Source organism: Microbacterium sp. 1S1 (genome assembly GCF_008271365.1).
GTDB lineage: Bacteria > Actinomycetota > Actinomycetes > Actinomycetales > Microbacteriaceae > Microbacterium.
Genome location: NZ_CP043430.1, coordinates 696,949 through 721,694, shown reverse-complemented (window position 1 = coordinate 721,694; position 24,746 = coordinate 696,949). Strand labels below are relative to the sequence as shown.

At 71.1% G+C, this 24,746-nt stretch carries 29 protein-coding genes and 1 tRNA gene; 21 read left to right on the top strand and 9 right to left on the bottom strand.

Features of this window, described 5'->3' with window-relative positions; translation table 11 throughout:
- Positions 1-39: 39 nt before the first annotated feature.
- The 10 genes from FY549_RS03665 to FY549_RS03620 all read left to right on the top strand — a co-directional run bounded on the left by FY549_RS03665 (position 40) and on the right by FY549_RS03620 (position 8,544).
- Positions 40-456: a Fur family transcriptional regulator gene (locus FY549_RS03665; RefSeq protein ID WP_101848004.1), complete on the top strand. Its 417-nt coding sequence runs from the start codon at positions 40-42 to the stop codon at positions 454-456.
- Positions 453-1,493, top strand: a complete 1,041-nt coding sequence (locus FY549_RS03660; RefSeq protein ID WP_187614916.1) for a permease — start codon at positions 453-455, stop codon at positions 1,491-1,493. Before FY549_RS03665 ends, FY549_RS03660 begins: the two co-directional genes overlap by 4 nt.
- Positions 1,486-2,298 carry a TIGR03943 family putative permease subunit gene (locus FY549_RS03655; RefSeq protein ID WP_149083878.1) on the top strand — a complete coding sequence of 271 codons (813 nt, stop codon included), beginning with the start codon at positions 1,486-1,488 and terminating at the stop codon, positions 2,296-2,298. Before FY549_RS03660 ends, FY549_RS03655 begins: the two co-directional genes overlap by 8 nt.
- On the top strand, positions 2,288-4,090 hold the full coding sequence (locus FY549_RS03650) for an Ig-like domain-containing protein (protein ID WP_159463293.1): 1,803 nt from the start codon (positions 2,288-2,290) through the stop codon (positions 4,088-4,090). Before FY549_RS03655 ends, FY549_RS03650 begins: the two co-directional genes overlap by 11 nt.
- Before the next feature lies 1 nt (position 4,091).
- Positions 4,092-4,814: a DNA-3-methyladenine glycosylase gene (locus tag FY549_RS03645; protein WP_149083877.1), complete on the top strand. Its 723-nt coding sequence runs from the start codon at positions 4,092-4,094 to the stop codon at positions 4,812-4,814.
- 204 nt (positions 4,815-5,018) lie between these two features.
- A complete protein-coding gene (rpmB, locus tag FY549_RS03640; protein ID WP_025102729.1) occupies positions 5,019-5,255 on the top strand; it encodes a 50S ribosomal protein L28 in 237 nt (78 codons plus the stop codon).
- Positions 5,255-5,425 (top strand): 50S ribosomal protein L33, encoded by a 171-nt coding sequence (rpmG, locus tag FY549_RS03635; RefSeq protein WP_017203558.1) that lies wholly within the window; start codon positions 5,255-5,257, stop codon positions 5,423-5,425. Before rpmB ends, rpmG begins: the two co-directional genes overlap by 1 nt.
- A 3-nt stretch (positions 5,426-5,428) precedes the next feature.
- On the top strand, positions 5,429-5,734 hold the full coding sequence (rpsN, locus tag FY549_RS03630; protein WP_017829734.1) for a 30S ribosomal protein S14: 306 nt from the start codon (positions 5,429-5,431) through the stop codon (positions 5,732-5,734).
- A gap of 427 nt (positions 5,735-6,161) precedes the next feature.
- Complete coding sequence (locus FY549_RS03625; protein WP_017203554.1) at positions 6,162-6,449, top strand: HU family DNA-binding protein; 288 nt, start codon at positions 6,162-6,164, stop codon at positions 6,447-6,449.
- Positions 6,450-6,531: 82 nt separating this feature from the next.
- A complete protein-coding gene (locus tag FY549_RS03620; protein ID WP_149083876.1) occupies positions 6,532-8,544 on the top strand; it encodes a cytochrome c oxidase assembly protein in 2,013 nt (670 codons plus the stop codon).
- Between the two features lie 13 nt (positions 8,545-8,557).
- Here the strand turns inward: FY549_RS03620 and FY549_RS03615 are convergent, their stop codons facing one another.
- Positions 8,558-9,628 carry a hypothetical protein gene (locus FY549_RS03615; RefSeq protein ID WP_149083875.1) on the bottom strand — a complete coding sequence of 357 codons (1,071 nt, stop codon included), beginning with the start codon at positions 9,626-9,628 and terminating at the stop codon, positions 8,558-8,560.
- A gap of 115 nt (positions 9,629-9,743) precedes the next feature.
- Between FY549_RS03615 and FY549_RS03610 the strand changes: the two genes are divergently transcribed.
- Entirely contained in the window at positions 9,744-11,159 is a 1,416-nt protein-coding gene (locus FY549_RS03610; RefSeq protein WP_149085973.1) for an ATP-dependent RecD-like DNA helicase, read from the top strand.
- Positions 11,160-11,171: 12 nt separating this feature from the next.
- On the opposite strand, the gene FY549_RS03605 is transcribed toward FY549_RS03610, so the two are convergent.
- Entirely contained in the window at positions 11,172-11,819 is a 648-nt protein-coding gene (locus FY549_RS03605) for a heme oxygenase (biliverdin-producing) (RefSeq protein WP_149083874.1), read from the bottom strand.
- A gap of 54 nt (positions 11,820-11,873) precedes the next feature.
- Entirely contained in the window at positions 11,874-12,188 is a 315-nt protein-coding gene (locus FY549_RS03600; RefSeq protein WP_149083873.1) for a DUF2470 domain-containing protein, read from the bottom strand.
- An 85-nt stretch (positions 12,189-12,273) separates the two neighbouring features.
- Here FY549_RS03600 and FY549_RS03595 point away from each other — a divergent pair, with 85 nt between their 5' ends.
- Positions 12,274-13,554 (top strand): serine hydrolase domain-containing protein, encoded by a 1,281-nt coding sequence (locus FY549_RS03595; RefSeq protein WP_149083872.1) that lies wholly within the window; start codon positions 12,274-12,276, stop codon positions 13,552-13,554.
- Between the two features lie 26 nt (positions 13,555-13,580).
- Positions 13,581-14,597 carry a magnesium/cobalt transporter CorA gene (gene corA / locus FY549_RS03590; protein WP_149083871.1) on the top strand — a complete coding sequence of 339 codons (1,017 nt, stop codon included), beginning with the start codon at positions 13,581-13,583 and terminating at the stop codon, positions 14,595-14,597.
- 14 nt (positions 14,598-14,611) lie between these two features.
- On the opposite strand, the gene FY549_RS03585 is transcribed toward corA, so the two are convergent.
- The 3 genes from FY549_RS03585 to FY549_RS03575 all read right to left on the bottom strand — a co-directional run bounded on the left by FY549_RS03585 (position 14,612) and on the right by FY549_RS03575 (position 17,264).
- Entirely contained in the window at positions 14,612-14,821 is a 210-nt protein-coding gene (locus FY549_RS03585) for a multidrug transporter (protein WP_149083870.1), read from the bottom strand.
- Positions 14,808-16,163, bottom strand: coding sequence for an APC family permease (locus FY549_RS03580; RefSeq protein ID WP_149083869.1), 1,356 nt, complete (start codon positions 16,161-16,163; stop codon positions 14,808-14,810). The genes FY549_RS03585 and FY549_RS03580 overlap by 14 nt, the downstream gene beginning before the upstream one ends.
- Before the next feature lie 72 nt (positions 16,164-16,235).
- On the bottom strand, positions 16,236-17,264 hold the full coding sequence (locus tag FY549_RS03575) for an FUSC family protein (protein WP_187614915.1): 1,029 nt from the start codon (positions 17,262-17,264) through the stop codon (positions 16,236-16,238).
- 50 nt (positions 17,265-17,314) lie between these two features.
- Between FY549_RS03575 and FY549_RS03570 the strand changes: the two genes are divergently transcribed.
- The 4 genes from FY549_RS03570 (at position 17,315) to FY549_RS03555 (ending at position 20,056) form a co-directional block, all read left to right on the top strand.
- Positions 17,315-18,124, top strand: a complete 810-nt coding sequence (locus FY549_RS03570) for a sugar nucleotide-binding protein (RefSeq protein ID WP_149083868.1) — start codon at positions 17,315-17,317, stop codon at positions 18,122-18,124.
- An 86-nt stretch (positions 18,125-18,210) separates the two neighbouring features.
- A complete protein-coding gene (locus FY549_RS03565) occupies positions 18,211-18,843 on the top strand; it encodes a phosphatase PAP2 family protein (protein ID WP_149083867.1) in 633 nt (210 codons plus the stop codon).
- Positions 18,844-18,884: 41 nt separating this feature from the next.
- Positions 18,885-19,499, top strand: a complete 615-nt coding sequence (locus tag FY549_RS03560; RefSeq protein ID WP_149083866.1) for a DUF1684 domain-containing protein — start codon at positions 18,885-18,887, stop codon at positions 19,497-19,499.
- Complete coding sequence (locus FY549_RS03555) at positions 19,496-20,056, top strand: dihydrofolate reductase family protein (RefSeq protein ID WP_149083865.1); 561 nt, start codon at positions 19,496-19,498, stop codon at positions 20,054-20,056. Before FY549_RS03560 ends, FY549_RS03555 begins: the two co-directional genes overlap by 4 nt.
- Positions 20,057-20,061: 5 nt before the next feature.
- Here FY549_RS03555 and FY549_RS03550 read toward each other — a convergent pair.
- Positions 20,062-20,135: transfer RNA gene (locus tag FY549_RS03550), tRNA-Gly, on the bottom strand.
- Between the two features lie 86 nt (positions 20,136-20,221).
- Here FY549_RS03550 and dcd point away from each other — a divergent pair.
- Together dcd and FY549_RS03540 are read left to right on the top strand one after the other, a co-directional pair.
- On the top strand, positions 20,222-20,827 hold the full coding sequence (gene dcd, locus FY549_RS03545; RefSeq protein WP_149083864.1) for a dCTP deaminase: 606 nt from the start codon (positions 20,222-20,224) through the stop codon (positions 20,825-20,827).
- Between the two features lies 1 nt (position 20,828).
- On the top strand, positions 20,829-21,317 hold the full coding sequence (locus FY549_RS03540; protein ID WP_149083863.1) for a hypothetical protein: 489 nt from the start codon (positions 20,829-20,831) through the stop codon (positions 21,315-21,317).
- On the opposite strand, the gene FY549_RS03535 is transcribed toward FY549_RS03540, so the two are convergent.
- Positions 21,250-22,230, bottom strand: a complete 981-nt coding sequence (locus FY549_RS03535; RefSeq protein WP_149083862.1) for an alpha/beta hydrolase — start codon at positions 22,228-22,230, stop codon at positions 21,250-21,252. The two genes, FY549_RS03540 and FY549_RS03535, sit on opposite strands and share 68 nt — an antisense overlap.
- Positions 22,231-22,302: 72 nt before the next feature.
- Between FY549_RS03535 and FY549_RS03530 the strand changes: the two genes are divergently transcribed.
- Positions 22,303-22,950 (top strand): TetR family transcriptional regulator C-terminal domain-containing protein, encoded by a 648-nt coding sequence (locus tag FY549_RS03530; RefSeq protein ID WP_149083861.1) that lies wholly within the window; start codon positions 22,303-22,305, stop codon positions 22,948-22,950.
- 307 nt (positions 22,951-23,257) lie between these two features.
- On the opposite strand, the gene FY549_RS03525 is transcribed toward FY549_RS03530, so the two are convergent.
- Complete coding sequence (locus tag FY549_RS03525) at positions 23,258-24,058, bottom strand: hypothetical protein (RefSeq protein WP_149083860.1); 801 nt, start codon at positions 24,056-24,058, stop codon at positions 23,258-23,260.
- Between the two features lie 126 nt (positions 24,059-24,184).
- On the opposite strand from FY549_RS03525, the gene FY549_RS16685 reads away from it, so the two are divergent.
- The gene (locus FY549_RS16685) at positions 24,185-24,745 is read left to right on the top strand and encodes a MarR family winged helix-turn-helix transcriptional regulator (protein ID WP_262381111.1); all 561 of its coding nucleotides are present in this window, start codon (positions 24,185-24,187) and stop codon (positions 24,743-24,745) included.
- Position 24,746 lies beyond the last annotated feature (1 nt).

The window sequence follows — 24,746 nt, the reverse complement described above, 5'->3', positions numbered from 1 at the left end:
CCCAGCCCTCGCTGATCCGGGCGGCCTAGAATCGAAGGCATGGCTCAGCGGAACACCTGGCAGCGCGAACGCGTGCGCGAAGCGCTCGCCGACGCGCGCGGTTTCGTGAGCGCCCAGAGCCTGCACGCGACCCTTCGCGACGACAACACCGGGATCGGGCTGGCGACGGTGTACCGCGCCCTCGCCGGGCTCGCGGCTGCCGGAGACGCCGACTCCCTGCAGAGTCCTGAGGGGGAGGCGCTCTACCGCGCCTGCACGACCCAGGGGCACCACCACCACCTCATCTGCCGCTCCTGCGGCCTCACCGTCGAGATCGAGGCCAAGGACGTGGAGCAGTGGGCACACCGGACGGCGGCGCTGCACGGCTTCACCGAGGCGGCGCACGTCGTCGACATCTTCGGTCTCTGCACCCCCTGCGCGAATAGGCGCGATGCCGAGAGGGCTGCGACAGCGTGACCGCCCCGGCACGAACGGCCACCCGTCCGGGCCACACGCACCGTCGAGCGCCCTCGCCCCGCTCGACGTGGATCGCCGTCGGCATCGGGGCAGCGATCGTCGTGGCGCTGTTCCTCATCGATGCGTTCCTCCCCACTCTCTTCCCGGCCTCGCTGCCGACCCGCGCGCAGGACGGCCTGACGCTCGCGCTCAGCGTGCTGATCGAGGCGCTGCCCTTCGTCGTGCTGGGCGTGCTCCTGTCGATCGTCGTGCAGGTGTGGCTCCCCGCCGACGTCATCCATCGCTGGCTGCCGCGGCGCGCCTGGGCCCGCCGTGCGGTGCTCTCCCTCCTGGGCATGCTCATCCCGGTCTGCGAATGCGGCAACGTGCCGTTCGCCCGCGGCCTGATGATGCGAGGGCTCGCGCCTGCCGAGGCGCTGACCTTCCTCATCGCCGCGCCGATCGTCAACCCGATCGTGATCCTCACGACGCACGCCGCTTTCGGCTGGGACGGCGGGATCCTCGTCGCCCGCCTCGTCGGCGGCTACCTGATCGCGAACCTCATCGGCTGGATCTACAGCCGGCACCTCTCGCCCGACTCTCTGCTCACGCAGCGCTTCGTCGACACGTGCGAGCGCGTGACGCACGAACCGGGTACGCCCGTCCGCCGGAGCCTCACGCAGTTCCTCGTCGAGCTGCGGGCCGTGATGCCCGCACTCGTCATCGGGTCGGCGCTGGCCGGAGCCGTGCAAGTGCTCATCCCGAGGGACGTGCTGCTCGCGATCGGCGCCAACCCCGTGCTGTCCATCGTCGCGATGATGCTGCTCGCGATCGTCGTGGCGATCTGCTCCAACGTCGACGCCTTCTTCGCCCTCTCATTCGCGTCGACCTTCTCCTCTGGCGCGCTCGTGGCCTTCCTCCTGGTCGGACCCCTCGTCGACATCAAGATGCTCGCGCTCATGCGCACGACGTTCACGGCCCGCACCCTCGTCGGGATCACCGGTGTGGTGCTGGCCGCGGCCTTCGCGATCGGGATCGGGGTGAACGTCCTTGCCTGAGTTCTCCGCCCGCTCCCGCGCCCTCGCCACCCGGTGGCTGGGGATCGGTCTCGCCTCCGTCGTCGCCGTCGTGACCATCGGCCTCGCGGTCACGGATCGCCTGACGCTCTACATCAGCCCGGAGTCGGTGTGGTTCGCCTGCGCGGCCGCGGTCGTCACCCTCGCCGGAGCGATCTGGTCGTGCACACTGCCGTTGGGCGCCGAGGAAGACCATGGGCATGACCATGCGCCGGCACCGTCGCCGTCAGGGGAGGCGGGGCATACCTCCGCCGACGACGGCGAGCGGTCGTCCGCCCCCTCGCGCCGCACCCTCGTGGGAGTCGGCGCCCTCGCCGGCGGTGTCGTGGCCACGGGGGTCGTCGCGGCCGCGCTCGTGTTGCCGCCCGCATCGCTGTCGGTGGAACTCGCGATGTCGCGTGCGGGGGAGGAGACCGCGCTCTTCGCCGGCGCCGACACCGTCGCCCTCGGCGTCGCGGACACCTCGACGTTCGGGGTCGGGGACTGGGCGAGCGTCTTCGCCGCCGCGACGAACACCACCGCCTACGACGGGGCCGACGTCACGCTCACCGGCTTCGTCACACCCGGTGAGGGAGACGGCGTCAATCTCACCCGTCTCGTGATCACGCATTGCGTGATCGACGCCCAGACCGCCGCGCTGCCGGTCAGCGTCGATGCCGACGCGTACAAGACCGGCCAGTGGGTCGAGGTCACCGGGACGGTCCGCGCGGACCAGGACGGTTCGCTGCACATCGAGCCGACGGATGTCGTGGCGATCGACGAGCCGAAGGATCCGTATGAGTACTGACGACGAGCGGCACGAGCCGCCCGCCGTCCCGCGGACCCGCGCCGAGCTGCGCGCCGCCCGGGAGGCCGAGGAGCGCGCGGCAGAGGAGCAGACTGCTGCGGAGCGCGCGGCGGCCGAGCAGGCCGAGGCGGAGCAGGTCGCGGCTGAGCGTGCGGCCGTGGACCGGATGGCCTCGGAGGTCGCCGCGGAGCAGGCCGCGGTCGATCGCGAGGTCGCCGCGGAACGTGAGGCGGCGGAGCGCGAGGCCGCCGAGTCGGCCGCCGGCATTCCCGCGATCCCGCAGTCTCCGGAGCCGGTGTTCACCCCCGCGGGGCCGACCTCCGTTCCGCCGGCGGGCCGCGATCGGGAAGACGCGTCGGAGCCGGGCTGGACGCCCAGCACCGATGTTCCCGTCGAGGATGAGGCGCCGCGGTCGGCGCCGTGGTCCCGGCGCCGCTTCCTCGTCACGATCGGTGCCGTCATCGGCGTGCTCGTGCTCGTCGGCGCCGGACTGGGGATCGTGAGCCTCCTGCAGGGGCCTCGGATCACCGAGGTCCAGGTCGACGCGGAACAGGCCATCGAGTCGTCCGGCAGCCGCGTCATCGTCACGGCGAATCAGGCGCTGTCCGCCGTCGACCCCGAGCAGGTGACGGTCGAGCCCTCCGTGCCGTTCACCGTCGACGCGGCCGGGCGCGGCGTCGGCGTGCGCTTCACCGTGCCGCTCGACGACGACACGACCTATACGGTCACCGTCGCCGGGGTGACCGGAGCGGGGGGTGGTCCCGCCGCCGACCTGACGACGTCCTTCACGACGCCCGCGTCGTCGATCTTCCTCCTCCGTCGAGATCCGGATGGCGACGACATCATCTTCCGCACCGACCTGAGCGGCGAGAACGCGCAGCCTGTTTTCTCCCATCCGCGGATCAACGACTTCCGTGCCACCTCCACGCAGCTCGTGGCCGCGGTCGAAGAGGACGACGGCTCCCGGCTGCTCGTCATGGACAGGGACGGCACCGGGGAGCGCGAGCTCAAGCTCCCCGGCGAGGGCAACGTCGGCGCGATCCAGGTGTCCGAGCGCGGCAACCTCGTCGGTTACAGCTACTCCGATCGCGAGCTCAGCGACACCGAGGGGCGGGCCAGCGTGCTGGTCACCCAGTCGCTGAGCGGAGACAGCGAGCCCCGCATCATCGAGGTCGGCGACAAGGAGGCGAGTGTCTTCGTGTGGCAGTTCGTGCCCGACAGCGCCGCCGTCCTCTTCATCGACTTCGACGGAGCGCTGTCGCTCGTGGACCGCGCCGCCGACACCGGAGTGCAGTCGCTCGGCCTCGCCACCACCATCCAGGGCATCTCGCGCGGCACCTACACCGCGATCGTGGAGCGCCTCGACGGCTCGGTCGTCGAGCTGAATCTCGCGGACGGTTCGGAGCAGCCGCTCGCCGCGTCCGAGCCGGACTACGGCACCGCAACGTCCATCACCCCGTTCCCCGGCGGCACCCTGCGCCACGTCGTCGCCCGGGATGAGGGCGGCCTCCCGGTGGGACAGGCCGTGATCCGCGTCGACGATTCGGGGAAGGCCACGCCGCTCGTCGAGGTCAGCTCCGCCGACTCGATCCTCCAGGCGTGTGCGTCACCCAGCGGGCAGTACGCCGCCGTGGTGATCGCCCCCGACATGGCCGACAACGCCTATGACGGGATGCTGCTGCCGCTTCCGGAGACCCTGGAGACGCACCTCATCGACATGAGGTCGGGGGACGAGATCGTGGCGTTGACCGGATTCGACGCGTCCTGGTGCCAGACGGCGCCGCGGTTCTGACATGACGGAAGCCGTGCCACTGCGTCGCGCGACCCGCGACGACGTGATGCGTTCCGCCGTCGAGGTCGCCCCCACCCTTCTCGGCGCGGAGCTGCGGACGATGGTCCTCGAGGACGGACGCCGCACGGAGGTCCGCATCCGGATCACCGAGGTGGAGGCCTATCACGGACAGGGCACGGGGTCGGTGGCGGACCCGGGGTCCCACGCGCGCATGGGGCGCACGGCCCGGAACGCCACGATGTGGGGCGAGCCGGGGCATCTCTACGTGTACCTGAGCCACGGCATCCACTCCTGCGTCAACGTGGCCTGCGGTCCCGAGGGGCAGGGCGACGGGGTGCTGCTGCGTGCCGGGGAGGTCGTGTCCGGGGTGGAGGCAGCGGCCCGACGGCGGCGTGCCGTACTGCCGCTCGGCCGCACCGCGCTGCGGGACCTCGCGCGCGGGCCCGGACGGCTCGGGCAGGCCGCGGGGCTGCGGCACTCCCTCCACGACGGCGTCGACGCCATCACCGGCGAGCCGCAGAACGACGCCAGGGCCGAGCTGTGGCTCCGTGAACCGTTGACCGAGGTGGCTCAGGGCCCGCGGGTGGGGGTGGCGGGCATCGCCGGAACGGATGCCTTCCCCTGGCGCTTCTGGATCCCCGGCGACCCCACGGTCTCCGCGTTCCGGTGGGGCCGCGGTGCCGCCGACGCTTCGAGTCGCGCGAACGGTGCCGTCGCGGGCTGAGGCCGAGCCCCCGGACGATTCGAAGGACGGGATGAGGCCGTGCTAGACTGACTGTTTGTCTGCGCACGCTCCTGTGCGCAGTTCGCATGCTTCCTCTCCAGACCGATCCCCGAGCTTGTCGACGGGCCGCGAGGCGGAGTCGCGTGCAGACAAGGGATCTTGGGTGGGACCGTCCGGTCTCACGGTAATGAAGGAGTCATCATCATGGCAGCAGTGTGCCAGGTGACCGGAGCTGTTCCCGGCTTCGGTCACAACGTCTCGCACTCGCACCGCCGGACGAAGCGTCGCTTCGACCCGAACGTGCAGAAGAAGACCTATTTCGTGCCCTCGCTCGGTCGTAAGATCACGCTCAACGTGTCCGCCAAGGGCATCAAGGTGATCGACGCGCGTGGCATCGAGAACGTCGTCAAGGACCTCCAGGCGAAGGGTGTGAAGCTCTAATGGCCAAGAAGGCTCAGGACGTCCGTCCGATCATCAAGCTGCGTTCGACGGCGGGTACGGGTTACACGTACGTGACCAAGAAGAACCGCCGCAACACCCCCGACCGCCTCGTGCTGAAGAAGTACGACCCGGTCATCCGTCAGCACGTCGAATTCCGAGAGGAGCGTTGATCCATGGCTAAGAAGAGCAAGATCGCGCGCAACGAGCAGCGCAAGGTCATCGTCGAGCGCTACGCCGAGCGTCGTGCCGAGCTGAAGAAGACCCTGGTCGACCCGAACGCGACCGACGAGGCCCGCGAGGCCGCCCGCGTCGGCCTGCAGAAGCTGCCGCGCAACGCGTCGCCGGCCCGCGTGCGTTCGCGCGACGTCATCGACGGCCGCCCCCGTGGTGTCCTCACGAAGTTCGGCATCTCGCGTGTCCGCTTCCGTGACATGGCGCACCGTGGTGAGCTGCCCGGCGTGACCAAGTCGAGCTGGTAAGTCTCCAGACACGGAAGGGGCGAGGATCTTCGGATCCTCGCCCCTTCTGCGTGTCCGGAAGACAGGCGGTCGCGCCGGATCAGGCGCGCACGTGGGGGAGTGCCTAACCCCGCGCGAGCGCCTGAGTTCGGGCGACTCACGGGCCGGGAGCCGCCGCGGGCTCGACGGCGACGACCGCGTGACCCCGGCTTTCACCCGGGACCGCGAGGGCCGTGATCGACGCGCACGGCCCCTGAGCCGGCGTCCGAAACCTGTGACGCGAGTGGCCAATGTGGCGCGACACGCCGTGAAATCGGTCGAAACCCGCGAAATGACGCGGAAATCCGGGTGGCCGTTGGTACATTCGAGGCGGTCACACGACCAACGGGGAGCAGCCGCTCCTCGCACCCACACACGATGCGACGGTCCTTCGTCGCTGGAGGATGACATGGCTGACAAGTCCATCACCAAGACCGAGCTCGTCGCGAGCATCGCTTCCGCCACCGGCCAGAGCCAGGCCACCGTCTCCGGTGTCCTCGACTCGCTGTTCGCCACGGTCTCCGACGCTGTCGCCAAGGGCAGCAAGGTCTCCATCCCGGGCTGGATCTCGTTCGAGCAGGTCGACACCGCCGCCCGCACGGGCCGCAACCCGCAGACCGGCGCCGAGATCAAGATCCCGGCCGGCAAGCGCGTCAAGGTGACCGCCGGTTCCAAGCTCAAGGCTGCCGTCAAGTAAGACCGCACCCTTTCGAAGGCCGCCTCCGATCCGGGGGCGGCCTTCGTGCGTTCTCCCTGCTGCGCGCGCCTAGGCTGGAGGGGTGAGTTCCCGTACCGAGACCCCGCGCCCGACGTCGGCGTATCGTCTCGCCGGCATTGTCATCCTCCTCGCCGCTGCCGGAGTCGCCCTCACCTGGGCGCTCCTGGTCGGCGGAGGGGCCAACCCGCCGCTGCTGCAGGACCCGGGGCCCGTGGTCCTGTGGGGCACTCCGATCGCGAAACTCGTGATGAACCTCGCGGGCGCGGTCATGCTCGGCTCCCTCGTGCTGGCGCTCTTCGGGCTGCGGGCGGGAGAGCGGAACTTCGACACCGCTCTCAACATCGCCTCGATCGGCGCCGCGGTCTTCACGGTCTCCTCGGGACTCGCCGGCTTCTTCTCCTTCATGGCGGCCTTCAACCCGCAGCTCAGCATCGAGCGCGAGTTCGGCTCGCAGCTCGGCCGCTTCCTGCTGGAGCTTCCGCTGGGGCAGTCGTGGCTCATCACGACCGTCCTCGGCGCGGTCATCACGGTGCTGGCGTTCGCCTGGCGGACGTGGACTCCCACCCTGCTCACCGCGCTTCTCGCCGCGGCGTCGTTCCTGCCGCTCGCGACGCAGGGGCACGCGGGCGACCTCGACGGCCACAACATGGCCGTCAACTCGATCCTCCTGCACACGGTCGGTGCCGCCGTCTGGCTCGGCGGGCTGCTCCTGCTGGTGCTCCTGCGCGGGCAGCAGGGGCTCGACCTCGGCGCGCTCGTCGGACGGTACTCCTCCCTCGCCATCGCGGCCTTCGCGGTCGTGGCGCTCTCCGGCTTCACGCGCTCGATCGTGGCCGTGGGGAGCTGGGAGGCGGTGTGGGCCACCCCTTACGGTCTCATCGTCGTCGTCAAGGCGGTCCTGCTCGTCGGGATGGGGCTGCTCGGTGCCTGGTACCGCACCCGCCTGATCCCGAAGCTCAGCGGCGAGAGGGCGTCCCGGTGGTTCTGGGCTCTGGTCCTGGGCGAGGTGGCGCTCATGGGGCTGGCCTCGGGTGCCGCGGCCGCCCTCGCTCGCACGCCTCCGCCCACGGGGGAGGTCGCGGCGTTCGCGCAGACCCCGGCGCAGATCCTCACCGGGTCGCTCCTGCCGCCGGAGCTCACGCTGGAGCGGTGGTTCACCGCGTGGGACATCGACGTGCTGTGGCTCGTGGCGGCGGGCTTCGGACTGTTCCTCTATCTCGCGGGCGTCCGCCGGCTGCGGGTGCGCGGCGACCGCTGGCCGATCCACCGCACCGTGTTCTGGGTGCTCGGCATGCTCATGCTGGTGTGGGTGACCGGGGGACCGATCAACGCCTATCAGGAGTACCTCTTCAGCGTGCACATGCTGGGGCACATGATGCTGTCGATGGCGATCCCGCTGCTCCTGGTGTCCGGGGCGCCGATCACCCTCGCGCTGCGCGCGATCCACAAGCGCGACGACGGCACGCGCGGTGGCCGTGAGTGGATCATGTGGGCCGTGCACTCGCCGTTCGCCCGAGTCGTCACCCATCCGTTCGTGGCGGCGGCGATCTTCATCGTCTCGCTCTGGGCCTTCTACTTCACCGATCTCGTGCGCTGGTCGATGTATGAGCACCTCGGACACGAGTGGATGGTCATCCACTTCCTGATCTCCGGCTACCTGTTCGTGATGAGCCTGATCGGCGCGGACCCGGTGCCGTACCGGCTGCCCTACCCCGGCCGGCTCATCACGCTCATCGCGGTCATGGCCATGCACGCGTTCTTCGGCATGGCGATCATGATGCAGGAGGGCCTCATGGTCGCTGACTGGTTCGGCGCGATGGGCCGCGACTGGGGCGCCGACCCGATGACGGATCAGTACGTGGGCGGTGGCATCGCCTGGTCGATCGGCGAGATCCCGACGCTGATCCTCGCCATCACCGTGGCGATCCAGTGGAGTCGCAGCGACACCAAGCTCCAGCGCCGTCGGGACCGGCATGCCGACCGCACGGGCGACGCCGAGCTGGAGGAGTACAACGCCCGTCTCGCCGACCTCGCCGCGCGGGATCAGCGTGCCGCGGAGCGCGAGCGCCGCTGACGCTGCGGCCGCGTCACTTCACCGGGTCGTCCGGGGAGCCGACGCGGATCGAGGCCGAGCCGTCGGGCAGGATCGCGATGGAGCCGTTCACGCGGAACGGGACGTCTTCGGAGACCGGTTCCACGGAGCCGTCGAACAGGGACTGGATCTCCACCTCGACGTGCGCCACGGCGTTGGCGGGCGGGATCTGCCAGTGCCCGTCATCGGAGGGCGCGACCATGATGTCGGGCTGCTGGGCGATCGACCACTTCGGCGGCGCGGCGATCCTGTTCTCGACCCGGAGGCCGAACGGGCACGCAGTGGGCTGCAGGACTTCCTGCGTCGTGCACTGGGTGAGAAATTCCTCGACGCGCTCCTGAACGACCTTCACGAACTCCGGGGTGGGCTCGGTCTGCACGTCGAGCGGCGTGATCGCGAGGGGCGTGTCGGCGAGGACGCCGTGGCCGCTGGACTCCGCGGTGGCGGTGTCGACCGTGACGGAGTAGATGCCGGGAGTGAACACGAGCAGTGGCAGCGGCTCGAGCGGCTGCGCGGCGGGACCAGCGGCGGAGACCTGCCGGCGATCCACCTCGAACCCGTTCACCGCGAAGCGATCGGAGCCGCGCACCGTGAGCTCGACGATCGCGAGCGGACTGGTCGTGAAGCGCCAGTTCGGCGTCACGCCCGCCCAGCCGTCCTGGGCGACGTGGAACGTGCTCGTCCCGGTGTGGCCGCCGGCACGGTAGCTCACGGTGACGGCGGTGCCGTCACCGGAGGGCGCCTCCGACTCGACCTCGACGTCGGTGAGCGGCCCGAGGGCGGCGCGCCGCAGCATGGCCTCGGAGGCGGCAGGGTCGATCCCCGCCTCGTCGAGCGTCTCGCGGTCGATCGCGACGCCGGGCACCCGGAGCGCGTCGGCGGCGCGGCCTTCGGAGAGCAGATCGAGATAGCGGACGACGAAGGCCGACGGCCCGTAGAACTGCCGGTACAGCGTCGCGCCGCCGGCTCCGATCGCAGCCAGGAGGAGGACGCCGATGACGGCGAGGATCGCCAGATCGGCGCCCAGGCTCGACCGCCGGGGCGCGCGCGTGACGGCCCGCTCCATGGCGTCAGTCTAAGAGGGCGTCCTGGGGGGACGCCGAGCGTCGTCCGGCCCCCGCCGGACCGGGCACGTAGCATGGGGGAGCGTCCCGAGTCCGCCCCTTGAGCCTGTGAGCACCGTGTCCCTTCCCGCCCTGTCCGAGGAGCAGCAGGAGCTGTTCCGGCTCATCGAGGACACCAGGGAGCACGTCTTCATCACCGGTCGCGCCGGAACCGGCAAATCCACGCTGCTGCAGCACTTCGCCTGGAACACCAAGAAGCAGATCGCGATCTGCGCTCCCACCGGTGTCGCGGCGCTGAACGTGGAGGGGCAGACCATCCATTCGCTGTTCCGGCTGCCGATCGGGCTCATCGGGGATGGTGACATCGACCAGAACGACGCGACCCGGCGCATCCTCAACGCGATCGAAACCCTGGTGATCGACGAGATCTCGATGGTCAACGCCGACCTGATGGATGCGATGGACCGGTCGCTGCGCCAGGCGCGAGGGCGACGGGGCGAGCCGTTCGGCGGCGTGCAGATCGTGATGTTCGGCGATCCCTATCAGCTCGCTCCCGTCCCTCCGCGCGGAGACGAGGCGCGGTACGTGAAGGACCACTACCGCTCGTTCTGGTTCTTCGACGCGAAGGTGTGGGCCGGCCCTTCGACGGGCTCAGACCCTTCGGCAGGTTCAGGGGCCCAAGGGGGGCAGGGGGCGCTGTTCGAGGTCGACACGCGTGCGCAGTTGCACGTCCGGGAGCTCGTGCAGATCCACCGGCAGTCGGACGACGGGTTCAAGTCGATGCTCAACGCCGTCCGCTACGGGCGCGTGACGGCGGAGATCGCCGGGATCCTCAACGCACAGGGCGCCAGGACCCCTCCGGAGCCCGAGCCGGGCGAGGTGCCCATGATCACGCTGGCCACCCGCAACGACATCGTCAACGGCATCAACAGCCGCCACCTCGCCGCACTGCCGGGCAAGGAGCAGACGGCGCGGGCGGAGGTCAGCGGCGACTTCGGGCGCGGAGAGGCCTCGCTGCCCGCCGAGTCGGAACTGCGGCTCAAGGTCGGCGCGCAGGTGATGTTCCTGCGCAACGACACGGCGATGACCGGGGAACCGCCGCGCTGGGTGAACGGCACCATCGGCACGGTGACCCGCATCCTCGGCGGGACGGTTCGTGTGGAGATCGACGGCGAGGAGGTCGACGTCGAGCCCGCTGTCTGGGAACGGTTCCGATACGCGTACGACCCGAACACGAAGAAGCTCTCCCGCGACGTCGTGGCCGAGTTCACCCAGTTCCCGTTGCGCCTCGCGTGGGCGGTGACGATCCACAAGTCGCAGGGCAAGACCTACGACCGCGCTGTCATCGACCTCGGTTCCGGGGCGTTCGCGCCGGGACAGACATACGTCGCGCTGAGCCGGCTCACGTCGCTCGACGGACTCTACCTGTCGCGTCCGCTCCGGCCGAGCGACATCCGGGTGGACGAGGACGTGCGGCGGTTCATGCGGGACGCGTGGCTCGCGGCATCGACGCCCGAACTGCCGAGGTCGTGATCCGTTGTCGCGTCAGGCCGCGACGCGCGCGCGGTCGAGGTCCTCGAAGAGCTCGGTGTTGAACCGGTAGGCGAGGAGGACCTCGTCGATGACGCGCTCTCGCTCGGCCTCGTCCCACGGGGCGGCGTCGAGCTGCTCCCGGTAGACGTCCTTGAAGGCGGAAGGGTCGGCGATGTCGTCGAACAGGTAGAAGCCGATGCCGTTCGTCTCGAAGCCGAAGCGCCGCGCCATCACCCGGCCGATGAAGATGCCGCCGGAGAGGTCGCCGAGGTAGCGGGTGTAGTGATGGGCGACGAAGCCACCCGCCCAGGTCGCGCCGACCTGGCGGATGCGCTCCACGTACCGCCGGGTGGTGGGGAGGGGGGCGATCCGCTCGCGCCACTCGGGGCCGAGGAGGAAGGCCAGGTCGGCCTCGAGCGCCGGAAGACGGGTGAGCTTGTCGCTGAGGAACACGGAGGCGACCGGGTCCAGGCGCATGTGCTCGCCGGCTTCCTCCAGGGCGTCGTAGATGAAGTAGTGCTGTGCGACCAGCGCGATGTAGTCCTCGCGCGAGCCTTCGCCCTTCAGCAGATCCGACATGAAGCCGGCCGTCTCGCTGCGCGAGTGCGAGCTGGAGGAACGCTCGCGGAGGGCGGCGGAGAAGGAGAGGATCTCGGGCATGGCTTCAGTGTAAGGGCAGCCTAACCTTCGATGGAAGACCGAGCTTCGGGGTCGTCAGTCGTGGGGTCGCGGCTCCACGCCGAGACGTGCGCACGCGGCGTCGTAGAGGGCGACGACCTCGCGGCGCACCTCCGGACGCGCGGTGATCGGGCCACCGGGCCACGGGACGCGCAGCTCCGACGGCGTTCCGCCGCGCGAGACCTCCCAGACCCCGGCCTCCCCGTCGAACCCGGTCATGACGGCGGCGTCGATGTCGTCCGTCGGTGGCTCCGAGAAGGCGCGGGCGATGAGCAGATTGTCGTCGGTGTGGTCGCCGTTCATGTGGCGGAGGACGGCGGCGATCACGTCGGCATCGAAGTCGTGGGGCACAGGGACACCCTACGACGGCTCGCGGGGCCGACTTTCAGCATCCGCGCTCTAGACTCGGGGGACACGTCTTCGGGGGTTCCCACACATGCAGCTTCTCTCGTCGCGCCGGTGGCGCGCCGCAGCGGCCACGGCGGCCGTACTCGGTCTCGTCCTCACCGGATGCTCTTCCGAGGGCACTTTCAGCTATACGCCTCCCGCCCAGGTCGACGCCGCCCTGCCGGACGACACGGTCGCCGCGCTCCAGGGGGCCGTCGACAACGCGCTCGCCGCCTCCGGCGCAAGCGGCGCCATCGTCGGTGTCTGGGTGCCGTGGAGCGGGACCTGGGTGGCGGCGACCGGCACGCAGGACAAGGCGGAGGGCGGCGAGCTCTCCACCGACATGTCGTTCCGCATCGCCGACGTCACCCGTCTCATGACCTGCGATGTCCTCTATGCCCTCGCGGACGAGGGCACCGTGGAGCTCGACGCGAAGGTGCCGGAGTACGTCTCGGGCGTCGCCGACATGGCCGACATCACCCTCGTCGACCTCTGCAACGGGACCAGCGGAGCCGGCTCCTCCGAGGCGACGGTCATGGGCGCGTGGCTGAACACCCCGGAGCGGGTCTGGGCTCCGCTCGAACTCGCCGGGTACGGCCTCGGCCGGTCCCGCGTCGCTCCCCAGACCACGTTCCGCGACTCCGACGCGGGATACCTGCTCCTCGGGCTCGCCCTGGAGCGGGCGTCCGGGATGAGCGCTCGCGAGCTCATCGCCGAGTACGTCACCGAGCCGCTCGGGCTGGCGGAGACCTCCCTCCCCGCCCCCGCCGCCGCTCCGCCGTCGGACGGGCCGGTCCTGAAGGGCCACTACATGAGCGCCGTCGAGGGCGGCTTCAACTGCGCCGCGCCCGTCGACATCACCACCCTGTCGTCCAGCACCGGCTTCACGGACTCGGGCGCCGTCTCCACGATCACCGACCTCGGCCGCTACATGCAGGCGGAGGCCGCGCAGGTGCTCCGCACCAAGGACGAGCCGAACCGCTTCGGAGCGCCGCTCCCCGCCTACGACAAAGCGCCTTCCTGGTACCAGGCGACGGGCGGTGCCTACCTCGTCGGATCGATGATCGGCCAGCACGGCTGGACGCCCGGGTACGCCACCGCGGCGTACTCGGACCCGGCGACCGGCTTCACGGTGGCGGTCGTGCTGAACGACTCCACGGGCGGGGCCCGGTTCGCCCAGCAGCTCTCGTGGGAGCTCGCCGGAATCGCCTCGAAGGCCCCCGCAGCCTCCGGTGAGACAGCTCCCGAGTTCGGGCTGCCCTACACTGCGGAGCAGTACCACAAGGCCATCACCGACTCCGCGCTCACCTGCGTCCCGCCGGCGGGCTGAGCGGGCTCGGCGAGCAGGGGGTCGACATGGCGATCGTCGACAACGCGATCTACGTGGACGGCGTTCGCACGGAGAACCCGCAGAGTCTGAGTGAGACCTTCGAGCGGATCCGTGAGCGCCGGGGGATGGGCTGGATCGGGCTCTACCGACCAAGTACGGAGGAGATCCGGGCGGTCGCCGACGAGTTCGGCATCCACGAACTGGTCGTCGAGGACGCGCTCTCCGGGCACCAGCGCGCGAAGCTGGAGCGGTACGGCGACGTCCTGTTCATGGTGCTGCGTCCGGCCCGCTACCTCGACGAGCGCGAGGAGGTCGAGTTCGGCGAGGTGCACGTGCTCGTCGGACCGGACTTCGTGGTCACCATCCGCCACGCGGAGTCGCCTGACCTCGGCCGGGTCCGCCGCCGACTGGAGGCCGATCCCGCTCTGCTCGCCCACGGCCCGGAGGCGGTGCTCTACGCGATCCTGGACGAGGTGGTCGACGAGTACTCCCCGGTCCTCGCCGGACTCGAGAACGACATCGACGAGATCGAGAGTCAGCTGTTCGAGGAGGACGCGGACGCGACCCAACGGATCTACGACCTCGGCCGCGAGGTGATCGACTTCCAGCGGGCGACGCAGCCGCTGGCCGGCATGCTCGAAGCGTTGCTCCGCGGCTCGGAGAAATACCGGGTGAGCGAGGAACTCCAGCGCTACCTGCGCGACGTCCTCGACCACACGCTGCGCGTCAGCGACAAGGCGACGACCTTCCGCTCCGTGCTCGACAACGCGCTCACGGTCGAGTCGACCATCGTCGCGCGACGGCAGAACGACGAGATGCGCCGGATGACGGAGCTCAGCATCCGCCAGAACGACGAGGTGAAGAAGATCTCCGGGTGGGCGGCCATCCTCTTCGCCCCGACGCTGGTCGGCACCGTCTACGGCATGAACTTCGACCACATGCCCGAGCTGCACTGGGTGCTCGGCTACCCGATGGCTGTGCTGCTGATGGTGGCGATGGGCCTCGGGCTCTACGCGGCGTTCAAGCGCAAGGGCTGGCTGTAGCGCCGACGGCGGGGTCAGTCCTCGCCGTCGGCCTCCGGCATTCCGGGACCAGGGCCGGGGCGCACCTCGGCGTCGTCGCGGATGTCGATGCGCGTGTTGCCGTCGTGCTCCGAGACGTCCACGCGCGGTGCGGCGTCGGCCTCCGTGGCATCGGGGGCGGATGTCAGCTGGTCGCGACGGTTCTCCTCGAACGTCTCGTCGGGGGTGTTGTCAGGCGTGCTCATGGTTCTCCTTCGTGTCGAGGGTCTTCGAACGGCTGCGGCCCCATCGGGCGAGAGCGTAGAGCACAGCGCCGACGGCCAGCAGGATGGCGCCGAACAGCCACACCTGGGGGCGCTGCTGGGTGAGGAGCAGGATGCAGGAGGCGACACCCAGCACCGGTACGAACGTCCACACGCGGAAGTGGTCGTGCTCGACCTTGTCGCGGCGCAGCACCAGCACCGAGACGTTCACGCTGAGGAAGACGACGAGCAGCAGCAGGACGACCGTCTCGGCGAGCGTCGCGAGGTCGCCGACGAGAGTGAGGCCCATCGCCACGAGCGTCGTGGTGAGGATCGCGACCCACGGCGTCTTCCGCTTCGGCAGGACGCGGCCGAGCACGGACGGCAGGAGGTTCTGCTCTGCCATGCCGTAGGTGAGACGGCTCACCATGATCATGGTCAGCAGGGCACCGTTGGCCACCGCGATGAGGGCGATGAGGCTGAACAGCCAGGATGGGATGCTCACCCCGGTGGCCTCCACGACGGCGAGCAGCGGGCCGCTCGACTCCTGCAGCTGGGACGCGGGGAGGGCGACGGCGCTGGCGAGGCCGACCAGGACGTAGACGACGCCGGCGGTGAGGAGAGCGCCGAACAGCGCGCGGGGGTAGGTCCGCCGCGGGTCCTTGACCTCTTCGATCATGTTGGCGGAGGTCTCGAACCCGACGAAGGAGTAGTACGCGATCACGGCGCCGGCCAGCACGGCGAGGGCGACGTTGGCGCCCTCGGGTGCCTGCGTCGCGCGCGACAGATCGCCGCCCCCGCCGCCGACGAACACGGCGACGACGACGATCACGATCACGAGGCCGCTGAGCTCGATCGCCGTCATCACGAGGTTGGCGCCCATCGACTCGCGGATGCCGCGGGCGTTCAGCAGACCGACGATCGCCAGGAAGGCGATCGCGACCGGGATGGTCGGCAGATCGATGAAGGTGCTGAGGTAGTCGCCGGAGAAGGCGATCGCGAGGCCGGCGGCGCTCGTCACGCCCGCCGCCAGCATGCTGAAGCCGACGAGGAAGGAGACCAGGGGGCTGTGGAAGGCGCGCTCCGCGAAGACTGCGGCACCGCCCGCCCGCGGGTACTTGGTGACGAGCTCGGCGTAGGAGCCGGCGGTGAGCAGCGCGAGCAGGAGGGCGAGAATGAGCGGCGCCCACAGCAGCCCGCCGACGTCCTCGGACAGCACGCCCATGAGCGCGTAGATTCCGGCCCCGAGGACGTCGCCGAGGATGAAAGCGAACAGGAGGGGGCCGGTGATGGCGCGGCGCAACCGGGTGGGTGTCTCGGCGCGGGGCTCGGTCTGGGCGGTCATCCTTGCACGGTAGGGGGGCGAGGCGCGGTCGGCGACGGGCTTGACAGCGCCCGCCCCGATGGACCACCCGGCTTAGGGCCGAGGGCGGCCGCGACGGCGCAGGGCGGCGGAGGCGACGGCGATGACCGTCCCGACGAGGACGCCGATGACCGTCTCGAGCACGCGGTCGGTCAGCAGGTCGACGACCGGGGTCGGGGCGGCGAGGTGCACCATGAGCAGCGCGAGCGGGGTCACGAACACCATGGCGATGCCGTAGTTGCGCCCGATGAACAGCTCCGCCGTGCCCTGCAGGACGACCACGACGGCGATCACGGCGAGCGGCGGAAGGTCGAGGGCGAGGATCCCGGCGGCGACCAGCACGCCGAGGACCGTGCCGACGAGGCGCTGGATGCCACGGATCACCCGCGCGTTGAGCTGGGCGCCGCTGACCGCAGCGACGGCTCCGACCGCGGCCCAGTACCAGTGCGTGCCGCCGAGAAGCAGACCCACGATGCCGGCACCGACGATCGCGAGGGCGACCGAGGCGGCCATCTCCACAGCCACCGGGCCCACGCGAGGGCGGACCTTCGAGGCCGTGACCGCGGCGCTCCGGGTGAGCACCGCGACGAGGGTCGTGAGGACGAGGCCGAACAGCACGCTCGCGCCGCCCACCATGAGGACCGCGCCGAAGGAGGCGGTGGTGGCGGGGATCGTCGCGCACGCTCCGGTGGCGAAGACCGTGAAGAGCGGGCCGGGCGGGTGCCATTGCAGCACGTACGCGAGGAGCGTCACCACTGCCGCGACGAGCGCCACGACGAGGACGCTCGCGACGGCGGGAGCGGCGAGCACCGAGAGCGCGGTGCCGATCAGCATCGCGACGAGCAGGACGACGCCGGCGCTCGCCTGCATGCGGATCCGGTCGCGGAAGGCGTCGTGGCGGCCGTAGAGGGCCGCGAAGGCGCCGAAGCTCGCGTAGATGCTGAGATCGAGGCGGCCGAGCGCCCACAGGACGACGAGCGGGACGGCGACGCTCACGGCGGCACGCAGCGCGACCCGGTGGTCGCCGCGGTGTGGAGCGACGCGGAGGACCCCCGTCCACACCCGCCCCTGCGATTCCGTCACCGATCAAGCCTACGTCCGCCGCCCGGGGACGATGTGCGAGGGTGGAGGCGATGACCACTTCGCCCCCGCCCCGCCGCACGCTCCTCGTCGGATACGGCAAGCTCGGCGCTCGCCTCGCTCCGCTGCTCGTCGCGGACGGCGGTGCCGTCGTCGCCCTCCGTCGCAGCGACGGGCCCGTTCCGGAGGGGGTGTCCGGGGTCTCGGCGGACCTGGCCGTCCCACTCCCGGCACCGCTGCCCGAGGTCGATGCGATGGTGGTGACGCTGCCGCCCGGGCCGGAGGTGTCGTCGTATCGGACGGCCCTCACACACCTCGCGGCGGCGCTGCCGGCCCGGCCCGCACGGACGGTGTTCGTCTCGTCCACCGGGGTGTTCGACGGCGACGGCAGTGCGAAGCCCGTGTCCGAGCGGGTCGAGCCGATGCCCACCACGGACCGGGGCCGCGGTCTGCGCGACGGCGAGAAGGCGGCCGTGGAACTCTTCGATGCCGTGGTCGTGCGCCCCGCGGGCATCTACGGCCCCGGACGGGAATTCCTGCTCCGGAAGGTGCGCGAGGGGTGCCCCGTGACCCACCGCCGCCGCACGAACCGCATCCACGAGACCGACCTCGTGCGCACGCTCGACCTGCTGCTGCGGATGACGGAGCCCCCGGCCCTCGTTCACGCGGTCGACCGGGCGCCTGCCCCGCTCGGGGAGGTCGTAGCCTTCCTCGCCGCGCACCTCGGCGTGCCCGTGCCGCCCGACGACGGCGGTGCGCCGAGCGGCTTCGTCTACGACGGGACGCTGCTCCGCACGGTCCTCGGCGACCTCGCCTATCCGACGTACGAGGACGGGTACGCGGAGATGATCGACCGGACCTGAGGCCGGCCCGGATACATCCCGAGGCGGACGCCGGTCCGTCTCGCGGGCGACGCCGGGGTGCCGCCGCCCGCCCTAGCGTCGAGAGCATGCCGTCCTCCATGCTGTCCCGCCGTGCCCTCCTGCCGTTCGTCGTGGCCCTCGGACTCGTCGCTGTCCTGCTCCTGCTCCCCGTGCCCGGGAGTCTGAGCGTCGTCGGCACGCGGTGGCTGGCCGATCTCGGGGCCGGCCTCCCGCACGTCGAACTCGTCTCCGAGGCGGGGTTGGTTGCACTCGCCGCGGCGACGGCGGGCGCGATGCTGTTCGTCCTCCTCCGGCGACCCGAGCGCCGTCTGCCGGTGGTGGTCGCCGCGGTCGGGGTGGTCGTCGCGTACGCCGCGAGCGAGGGCGCGAAGCTGCTGTTCGCCGAACCGCGCCCCTGCACGCGCTGGCCGAGCGCGGGAGAGTGCCCGCCCGCGGGGGACTGGTCGTTGCCGTCGAACCACGCGACCCTCGCGTTCGGCGCCGTCGTCGTCATCGCGGTGGCCCTCGGTCGCGCCTGGATGGTGTGGGCCGCCCTCGCCCTCGCGTCGCTGATCGCGGTGGGACGGGTCGTGCAGGGGGTGCACTACGTGCACGATGTCGCCCTCGGTGCCGCCTTCGGGGTGATCATCACGGGAGCTCTCGCGCTCGCCGCGGGCGCGGTCGCGGCACGGCGAGCCCGCCCGGCGACGACGAGCTGACGGGCATTCCGGGTGTCGGCTGTCCGGCGTAGCGTGGGCGCATGACGAATGCGCGGACGGCCCTCGACGTCGTCGACTGGCGGCGGCGGGTGTTCGCCCTGTACGAGGCGGTGCGGCGGGCGGACTCCCCGGAGGAGGCGCACGAGCTCTGGCGCATCGAGCGGGACGAGCTGCTGCTGCGCCACCCGGCGACCCCGCTCCTGCCCGATGACCGGGTGCTGTTCGAGGGACTGTCGATCGCGCCGTACGATTCCGCTTGGCGGTTCGAGCTTCCGATCCTCGACACCGATCCCGCCACCTTCGAGTTCGCGACGGGGACGGACGGGGTCGTGCCTTTCGAGCGCGTCGGCGTCGTCGAGATCCCGGACGTCGGGATGCTCGACGTCTGGCGGCTCGCGTCCTACGGCGGGGGTCTGTTCGTGCCGGTGCGCGACGCCTCCTCTGGACAGGACGGGGGGACGTACGGCGGCGGGCGCTATCTGATCGACACGGTCAAGGGGGCGGACCTCGGGGCCGACCCGCGCCGCGGCACGATCGTGCTCGACTTCAACTTCGCGTACAACCCCTCGTGCTCGTACGACCCCGCGTGGGCGTGCCCGCTCGCGCCGGCCGGGAACGTTGTCGACACCTCGATCCCGGTGGGGGAGCTCCGATGAGGCCGCTGCGGTACGCGATCAACGTGACGCTCGACGGGTGCTGCCATCACGAGGCCGGGCTGCCCCCGGACGAGGAGTCCATGCGTTTCTGGACGGCCGAGCTGGAGCGCGCCGATGCCCTGCTCTACGGACGGGTGACCTACGACCTGATGCGAACCGCGTGGCGTCGCCCGGAGTCCGGCGAGTGGCCGGACTGGATGGAGGAGTGGGAGACGCCCTTCGCGGAGACCATCGACCGGATGCCGAAGCATGTGGTGTCGCAGACCCTTCGTGCGGTGGACTGGAACGCGGAACTCGTTCGCGGCGATCTCGCTGAGGCGGTGAGACGGTTGAAGGAGCAGTCGGGTGCAGGGCTGTCGGTCGGCGGTGTGACGCTGCCCGCGGCGCTCGCCGGTCTCGGACTGATCGACGAGTACCTGTTCGTGGTGCATCCGGTCGTCGCCGGGCACGGCCCGCGGCTGCTCGAGGGGCTGCACGAGCGCGTCCGCCTCGAGCTCACCGAGCGACGGGAGTTCCGTTCGGGTGCGGCCGCGCAGCGCTACCGGCCGGCGATCTGACTCTGTGGAGGGGCTGACGGGAATCGAACCCGCGCTGTCTGCTTGGGAAGCAGAAGTTCTACCATTGAACTACAGCCCCGTACCCGCCCGAGAGCAGGTGGAGCAAGCCTACCTGGCGCAGCCCGGATGGCCAAAGCGGGGGCTGCTCATGACTAGGCTTGTGCCGTGCTTCTCAGCGATCGCGACATCAGAGCAGAACTGGCCTCCGGACGCGTCGGCCTGGAGCCGCACGCGCCGGAGATGATCCAGCCGTCCAGCATCGATGTGCGCCTGGACCGGTACTTCCGCCTTTTCGACAACCACAAGTACCCGTTCATCGACCCCTCGGTGGATCAGCCCGAGCTCACGCGTCTGATCGAAGTCGACCCTGACGAGCCGTTCATTCTGCACCCCGGCGAGTTCGCCTTGGGGGCGACGTTCGAGCAGGTCACTCTGCCGGACGACATCGCCGCGCGCCTGGAGGGCAAGTCGTCGCTCGGCCGCCTCGGTCTCATCACGCACTCGACCGCCGGCTTCATCGACCCGGGCTTCTCCGGTCACGTGACGCTGGAGCTCGCGAACGTGGCGACCCTGCCGATCAAGCTGTGGCCCGGGATGAAGATCGGTCAGCTCTGCTTCTTCCGGCTGACCTCTCCGGCGGAGAACCCGTACGGCTCTGGCCCCTACGGCAACCGCTATCAGGGGCAGCGCGGTCCGACGGCGTCCCGCTCCTTCCGGAGCTTCCACCGCACCGACGTGGGAGTGACCGACAGCGGGGCCGTCGGAGGCTGACATGAGCGACGGCGGGACGAACCACGACGAGTCCGCAGTGCCCGGTGGGGCGGCGGTGCCCGACGGGGGTGCGCCGCCGGACGCGACCGGCCCGGACATCGTTCCCGCCGACGCGGTGATCCCGCCGGCCGAGGCCGTGATCCCGCCCCCGCCCCCGGAGACTCCCGTTCCCGAGGGGCTGCTGGCGGCACCGACGGACGCCGCGTCCGAGGTGGTGCCGCCCACCCGTCGCTCCGAGCGCTCCCGGCCGACGCCCGCGATCCTCCAGGGGGAGCAGCCCGCGGCGGCCGCCGACGACTGGGCGCAGCGCTCGATCTCCCCCGAGGTCCCCGAGACGGGCAGCTACCGGGTGCTCGCCGGCGTGATCTTCGCGTTCCTCTTCCTGCTGCTCGCGGCGGCCGTGGTGACGCTCGTCGTGCTGATCACGACGGTCGGGCTGCCGTTCGCGGGAGGGGAGCCGGCGGTGGGGCTCCTTCCGGTGCGGGTGTAGCCCGTCGCGGTGCCGGCTCTCCGGTGGACCGCTCCGTCGTGGTGCCGAGGGCGTCGACGGCGTCGAGGCCTCCGGTGACCAGCGCGACCACGGCATCGAGCGTCGAGTCGGCGGCCAGGATCCTCGTGTGTCCCGCTCCTTCGGTGCGGAGGAGGCGGGAGCGACCGCGGTGGGCCGCGTGCAGCCGGAGGGCGTCGTCGTCCGGCATGCGGCGGTCGCCCCGATCGTGCACGACGAGCAGGGCGGTGCAGGCGGGCAGCGGGTGCGCGGCGGCGTCGTAGCCCGCGGTGATCGCGGCGGCGGTGAGGCCGAGGCGGTGGTGGAAGCGCGCGCGGAGGCGGTTCGCGGTCGCGGAGCCGACGCGGAGGTCGTGGACGAACTGGGCGAGGAACGCCTCGGGTGCCGCTGCTCCGGCGATGACCGCGACGGCCGGGACCGTCCCGGTGGTCCGGGCGACGGTCAGCGCGGCGAGACCTCCGAAGGAGTGGCCGACGATCGCGGCGAAAGGGCCGTCCGTTCGCTCCAGCTCCTCTGCGGCGGCCACCCAGTCGCGGATGTCGGCGCCGCGCCCGCCGGAGGACCCGTGGGCGGGGGCGTCGAAGGCGAGGACGCGGAACCCTTCGGCGACGAGCTCGCGCACGAGTGGGGCGAACTGCGACGCCCGTCCGCGCCAGCCGTGCAGCAGGAGGACGGTGCGAGGTCCCGTGCCCCACGCGTAGGTGGTCACGACCGCCTCGCGTATGCGGATGCTCCCGCGAACGGCGGCGTCGTGGGTTGCAGCATCGGCGGGGCCCACGGTCATCCGGGGGCGAGTGGAGAAGAACAGCCGGTACGCGAGGTCACCCGCCACACGCGGAGACACGCGCTCCACGGCGGGCAGGATGCGGACGAGCAACGGGGGCGCGGACGACATGAGGACTCCTTCACCGAACTATACGTACGATCATTCGTATAGTAGACGAACGGTCGTTCGTATACTAGGGGCATGTCGAACGCCGTGATCCCGGACGGGCGCCGCGCGCGCGGCGACGCCTCCCGCCGCCACGTGCTGGAGAGCGCGACCGACCTCGCTTCCGTCGAGGGCCTCGACGGGCTCACCATCGGGCGTCTCGCCGCAGCCGCCGGATCGAGCAAGAGCAGCATCGCCACCCTGTTCCAGAGCAAGGAGGGCCTGCAGCTCGCCACGGTCGCCGCCGCCAGGGAGATCTTCGTCGCACGGATCATCGAGCCGGCACGCCGTCACCCCCGCGGGGTGCATCGCCTGGCCGCACTGCTGCACAACGCCCTCGTCTACTCGCGGGATCGCGTCTTCACGGGTGGCTGCTTCTTCGCGGCCACCGCGGCGGACGTCGACTCCAAGCCTGGCCCGGTGAGCGATGCCGTCCGGGCGGCACTGGTCGACTGGTACGGCTACATCGAGGCGCAGTGCCGGTTCGCGGCGACGGCGGGCGAGGTGTCGGACGACGACGTCGAGGATCTCGCGTTCGAGCTCGTGGCCCTGAACGAGCAGGCGAACTCCCGGTCCCTGCTCCTGCGGGACGACAAGCCGTACGCGCTCGCCGCCGCCGCAATGCGCCACCGCCTCCGAGATGCCGGCGCCCCCGCCTCCGCCCTCACTCTCCTCACCCTCTGACCCGCGCCCCCGTCCCGCGCCCCCGCCCCGCGCCCCCGTCCCGCATCCCCGTCCCCGCCGCCCGCGCCCCGTCCCCCGCGCCCCCGTCCCGCACCCCCGACTCGCCTCCGAGATCACTTCCGTTCCTCCCGCGCGCGTCGGCGGCACGTTTTCGATCCCGCCCCCGTCCCGCCCCGATCCCCGCGGCAATGCGGGATCAAGAACGTTCCGCTCCAAGGCGTCGGAGGGACGATTCTGATCCGGAGTCGAGGGCGGTTACGCGAAACGCCCCACCCGGGGTGGCGGGTGGGGCGTTCCGGAGAGCGGGTCAGGCGGCGCGGCCGCGGTCGAAACCCGTCTCGAAACCGCGCTCGTAGGCCCGCTGTGCGATCCGCTGCGCACGGTGACCGGCGTGGCCCGGACGACCTGCGTGGGGCCCTTTGTGATCGCGACCGCAGGAGCCGGACGTAAAGCCGTCCCGGTGCGCAGAGCCCGTCCCGTGGCTGTGCCCGGGGCCGAAGCCGTGCCGGGTTCCGGAGCCGTGGCCGTGCCCGGGGCCGAAGCCGTGGCGGGTTTCGGGGCCGTGGCCGTCCTCGTGGCTGTGCCCGAAGCCGAAGCCATGCCCGGTGCGGAAGCCGTACTCAGGGCTGTGGCTGTGCCCGTATCCCCGGCGGGGATCGAAATCCTGTCCGCGGTCACGGCCGTGGCGGTGCTTCCGGGGGAGGGCAGTGTCCTCGTCCCAGCCGAGGGCGCGCGCGATCCCCTCGAGGGAGGCGAGGGTCGTGGCCATGTCCTCGGCGGAGACGGCGTCGGACACCGTCGCTCGGATGCCGTCGACGACGGTGCCGAGGCGTTCCTTGGCTGCGCGCCCTTCGTCGGTGAGCGTCCACGTGTCGCCGTCGGCTCGCACCCAGCCGCGGTCGATGAGACCGCGCAGCTTGTGCGCGTTCAGGGGGCGACGGGAGGGGGCCGAGCCGTCGACGACGTTGAGCAGTCGCCAGTCGCGCCGGGTCGCCCCTTCGTCGGCGAAAGCGGTGGCGAAGGCGTCGGCCAGGAGTCGGTCGACGGCCGTGAGCCAGAAGCCGAGGGGGCGGCCGGGGTCCGGGGTGTGGTCTGTGGTGGTGTTCATGATGATCCTTCGTGGTTGGAGAGGTCGGAGTGACGAATGTCCTCCGACATGTGCATGTCATAGTGCATGTATATGAAGTGTGACATGGATCGCGAAAGCATGTCAAGCTGCATGTAAAATCGCGGTGTGACCACCGAACCGATCGACCCCTCGTCGCCCGACGCCGCCGAAGCGATCGCCCAGGCGTTGTCCCGACTGCGCGGCCGCCGACCGGGACCCGGTGGGCGCCGGCACGGTCGCCCGCATGACGCGACCGGCCACGGTCCTCACGACGACGCACACCCGCACTCCGCCCACCATCGAGGCCATCCGGGCATGCCCCCGTGGATGGCGGACGGGGGCTCTCGCCTCGGCGGGCCGGCTCGTCTGCGCATGCTCGAGGCCCTCGCGACCGCCCCGGAGCCCCTCAGCGTCAGCGCGCTCGGACAGGCGATCGGGGTCGATCAGCCGCGCGCCTCCCGGCTCGTGCAGCAGGGAGTGCAGGCGGGATTCGTGCGGCGGGAGGCCGACCCGGACGACGCCCGCCGCACCCGCATCGCCCTCACGGACGAGGGGCGTCGGCTCGCCCGCGGCATGCGTGGGGAGCGCCGGGAGCTGCTCGGCCGCGCGCTGGAGTCGTTCACCGAGGCGGACCGGACGGAGCTCGCACGGCTGCTCACCAAGCTCGCCGACAACTGGCGCCCCTGAC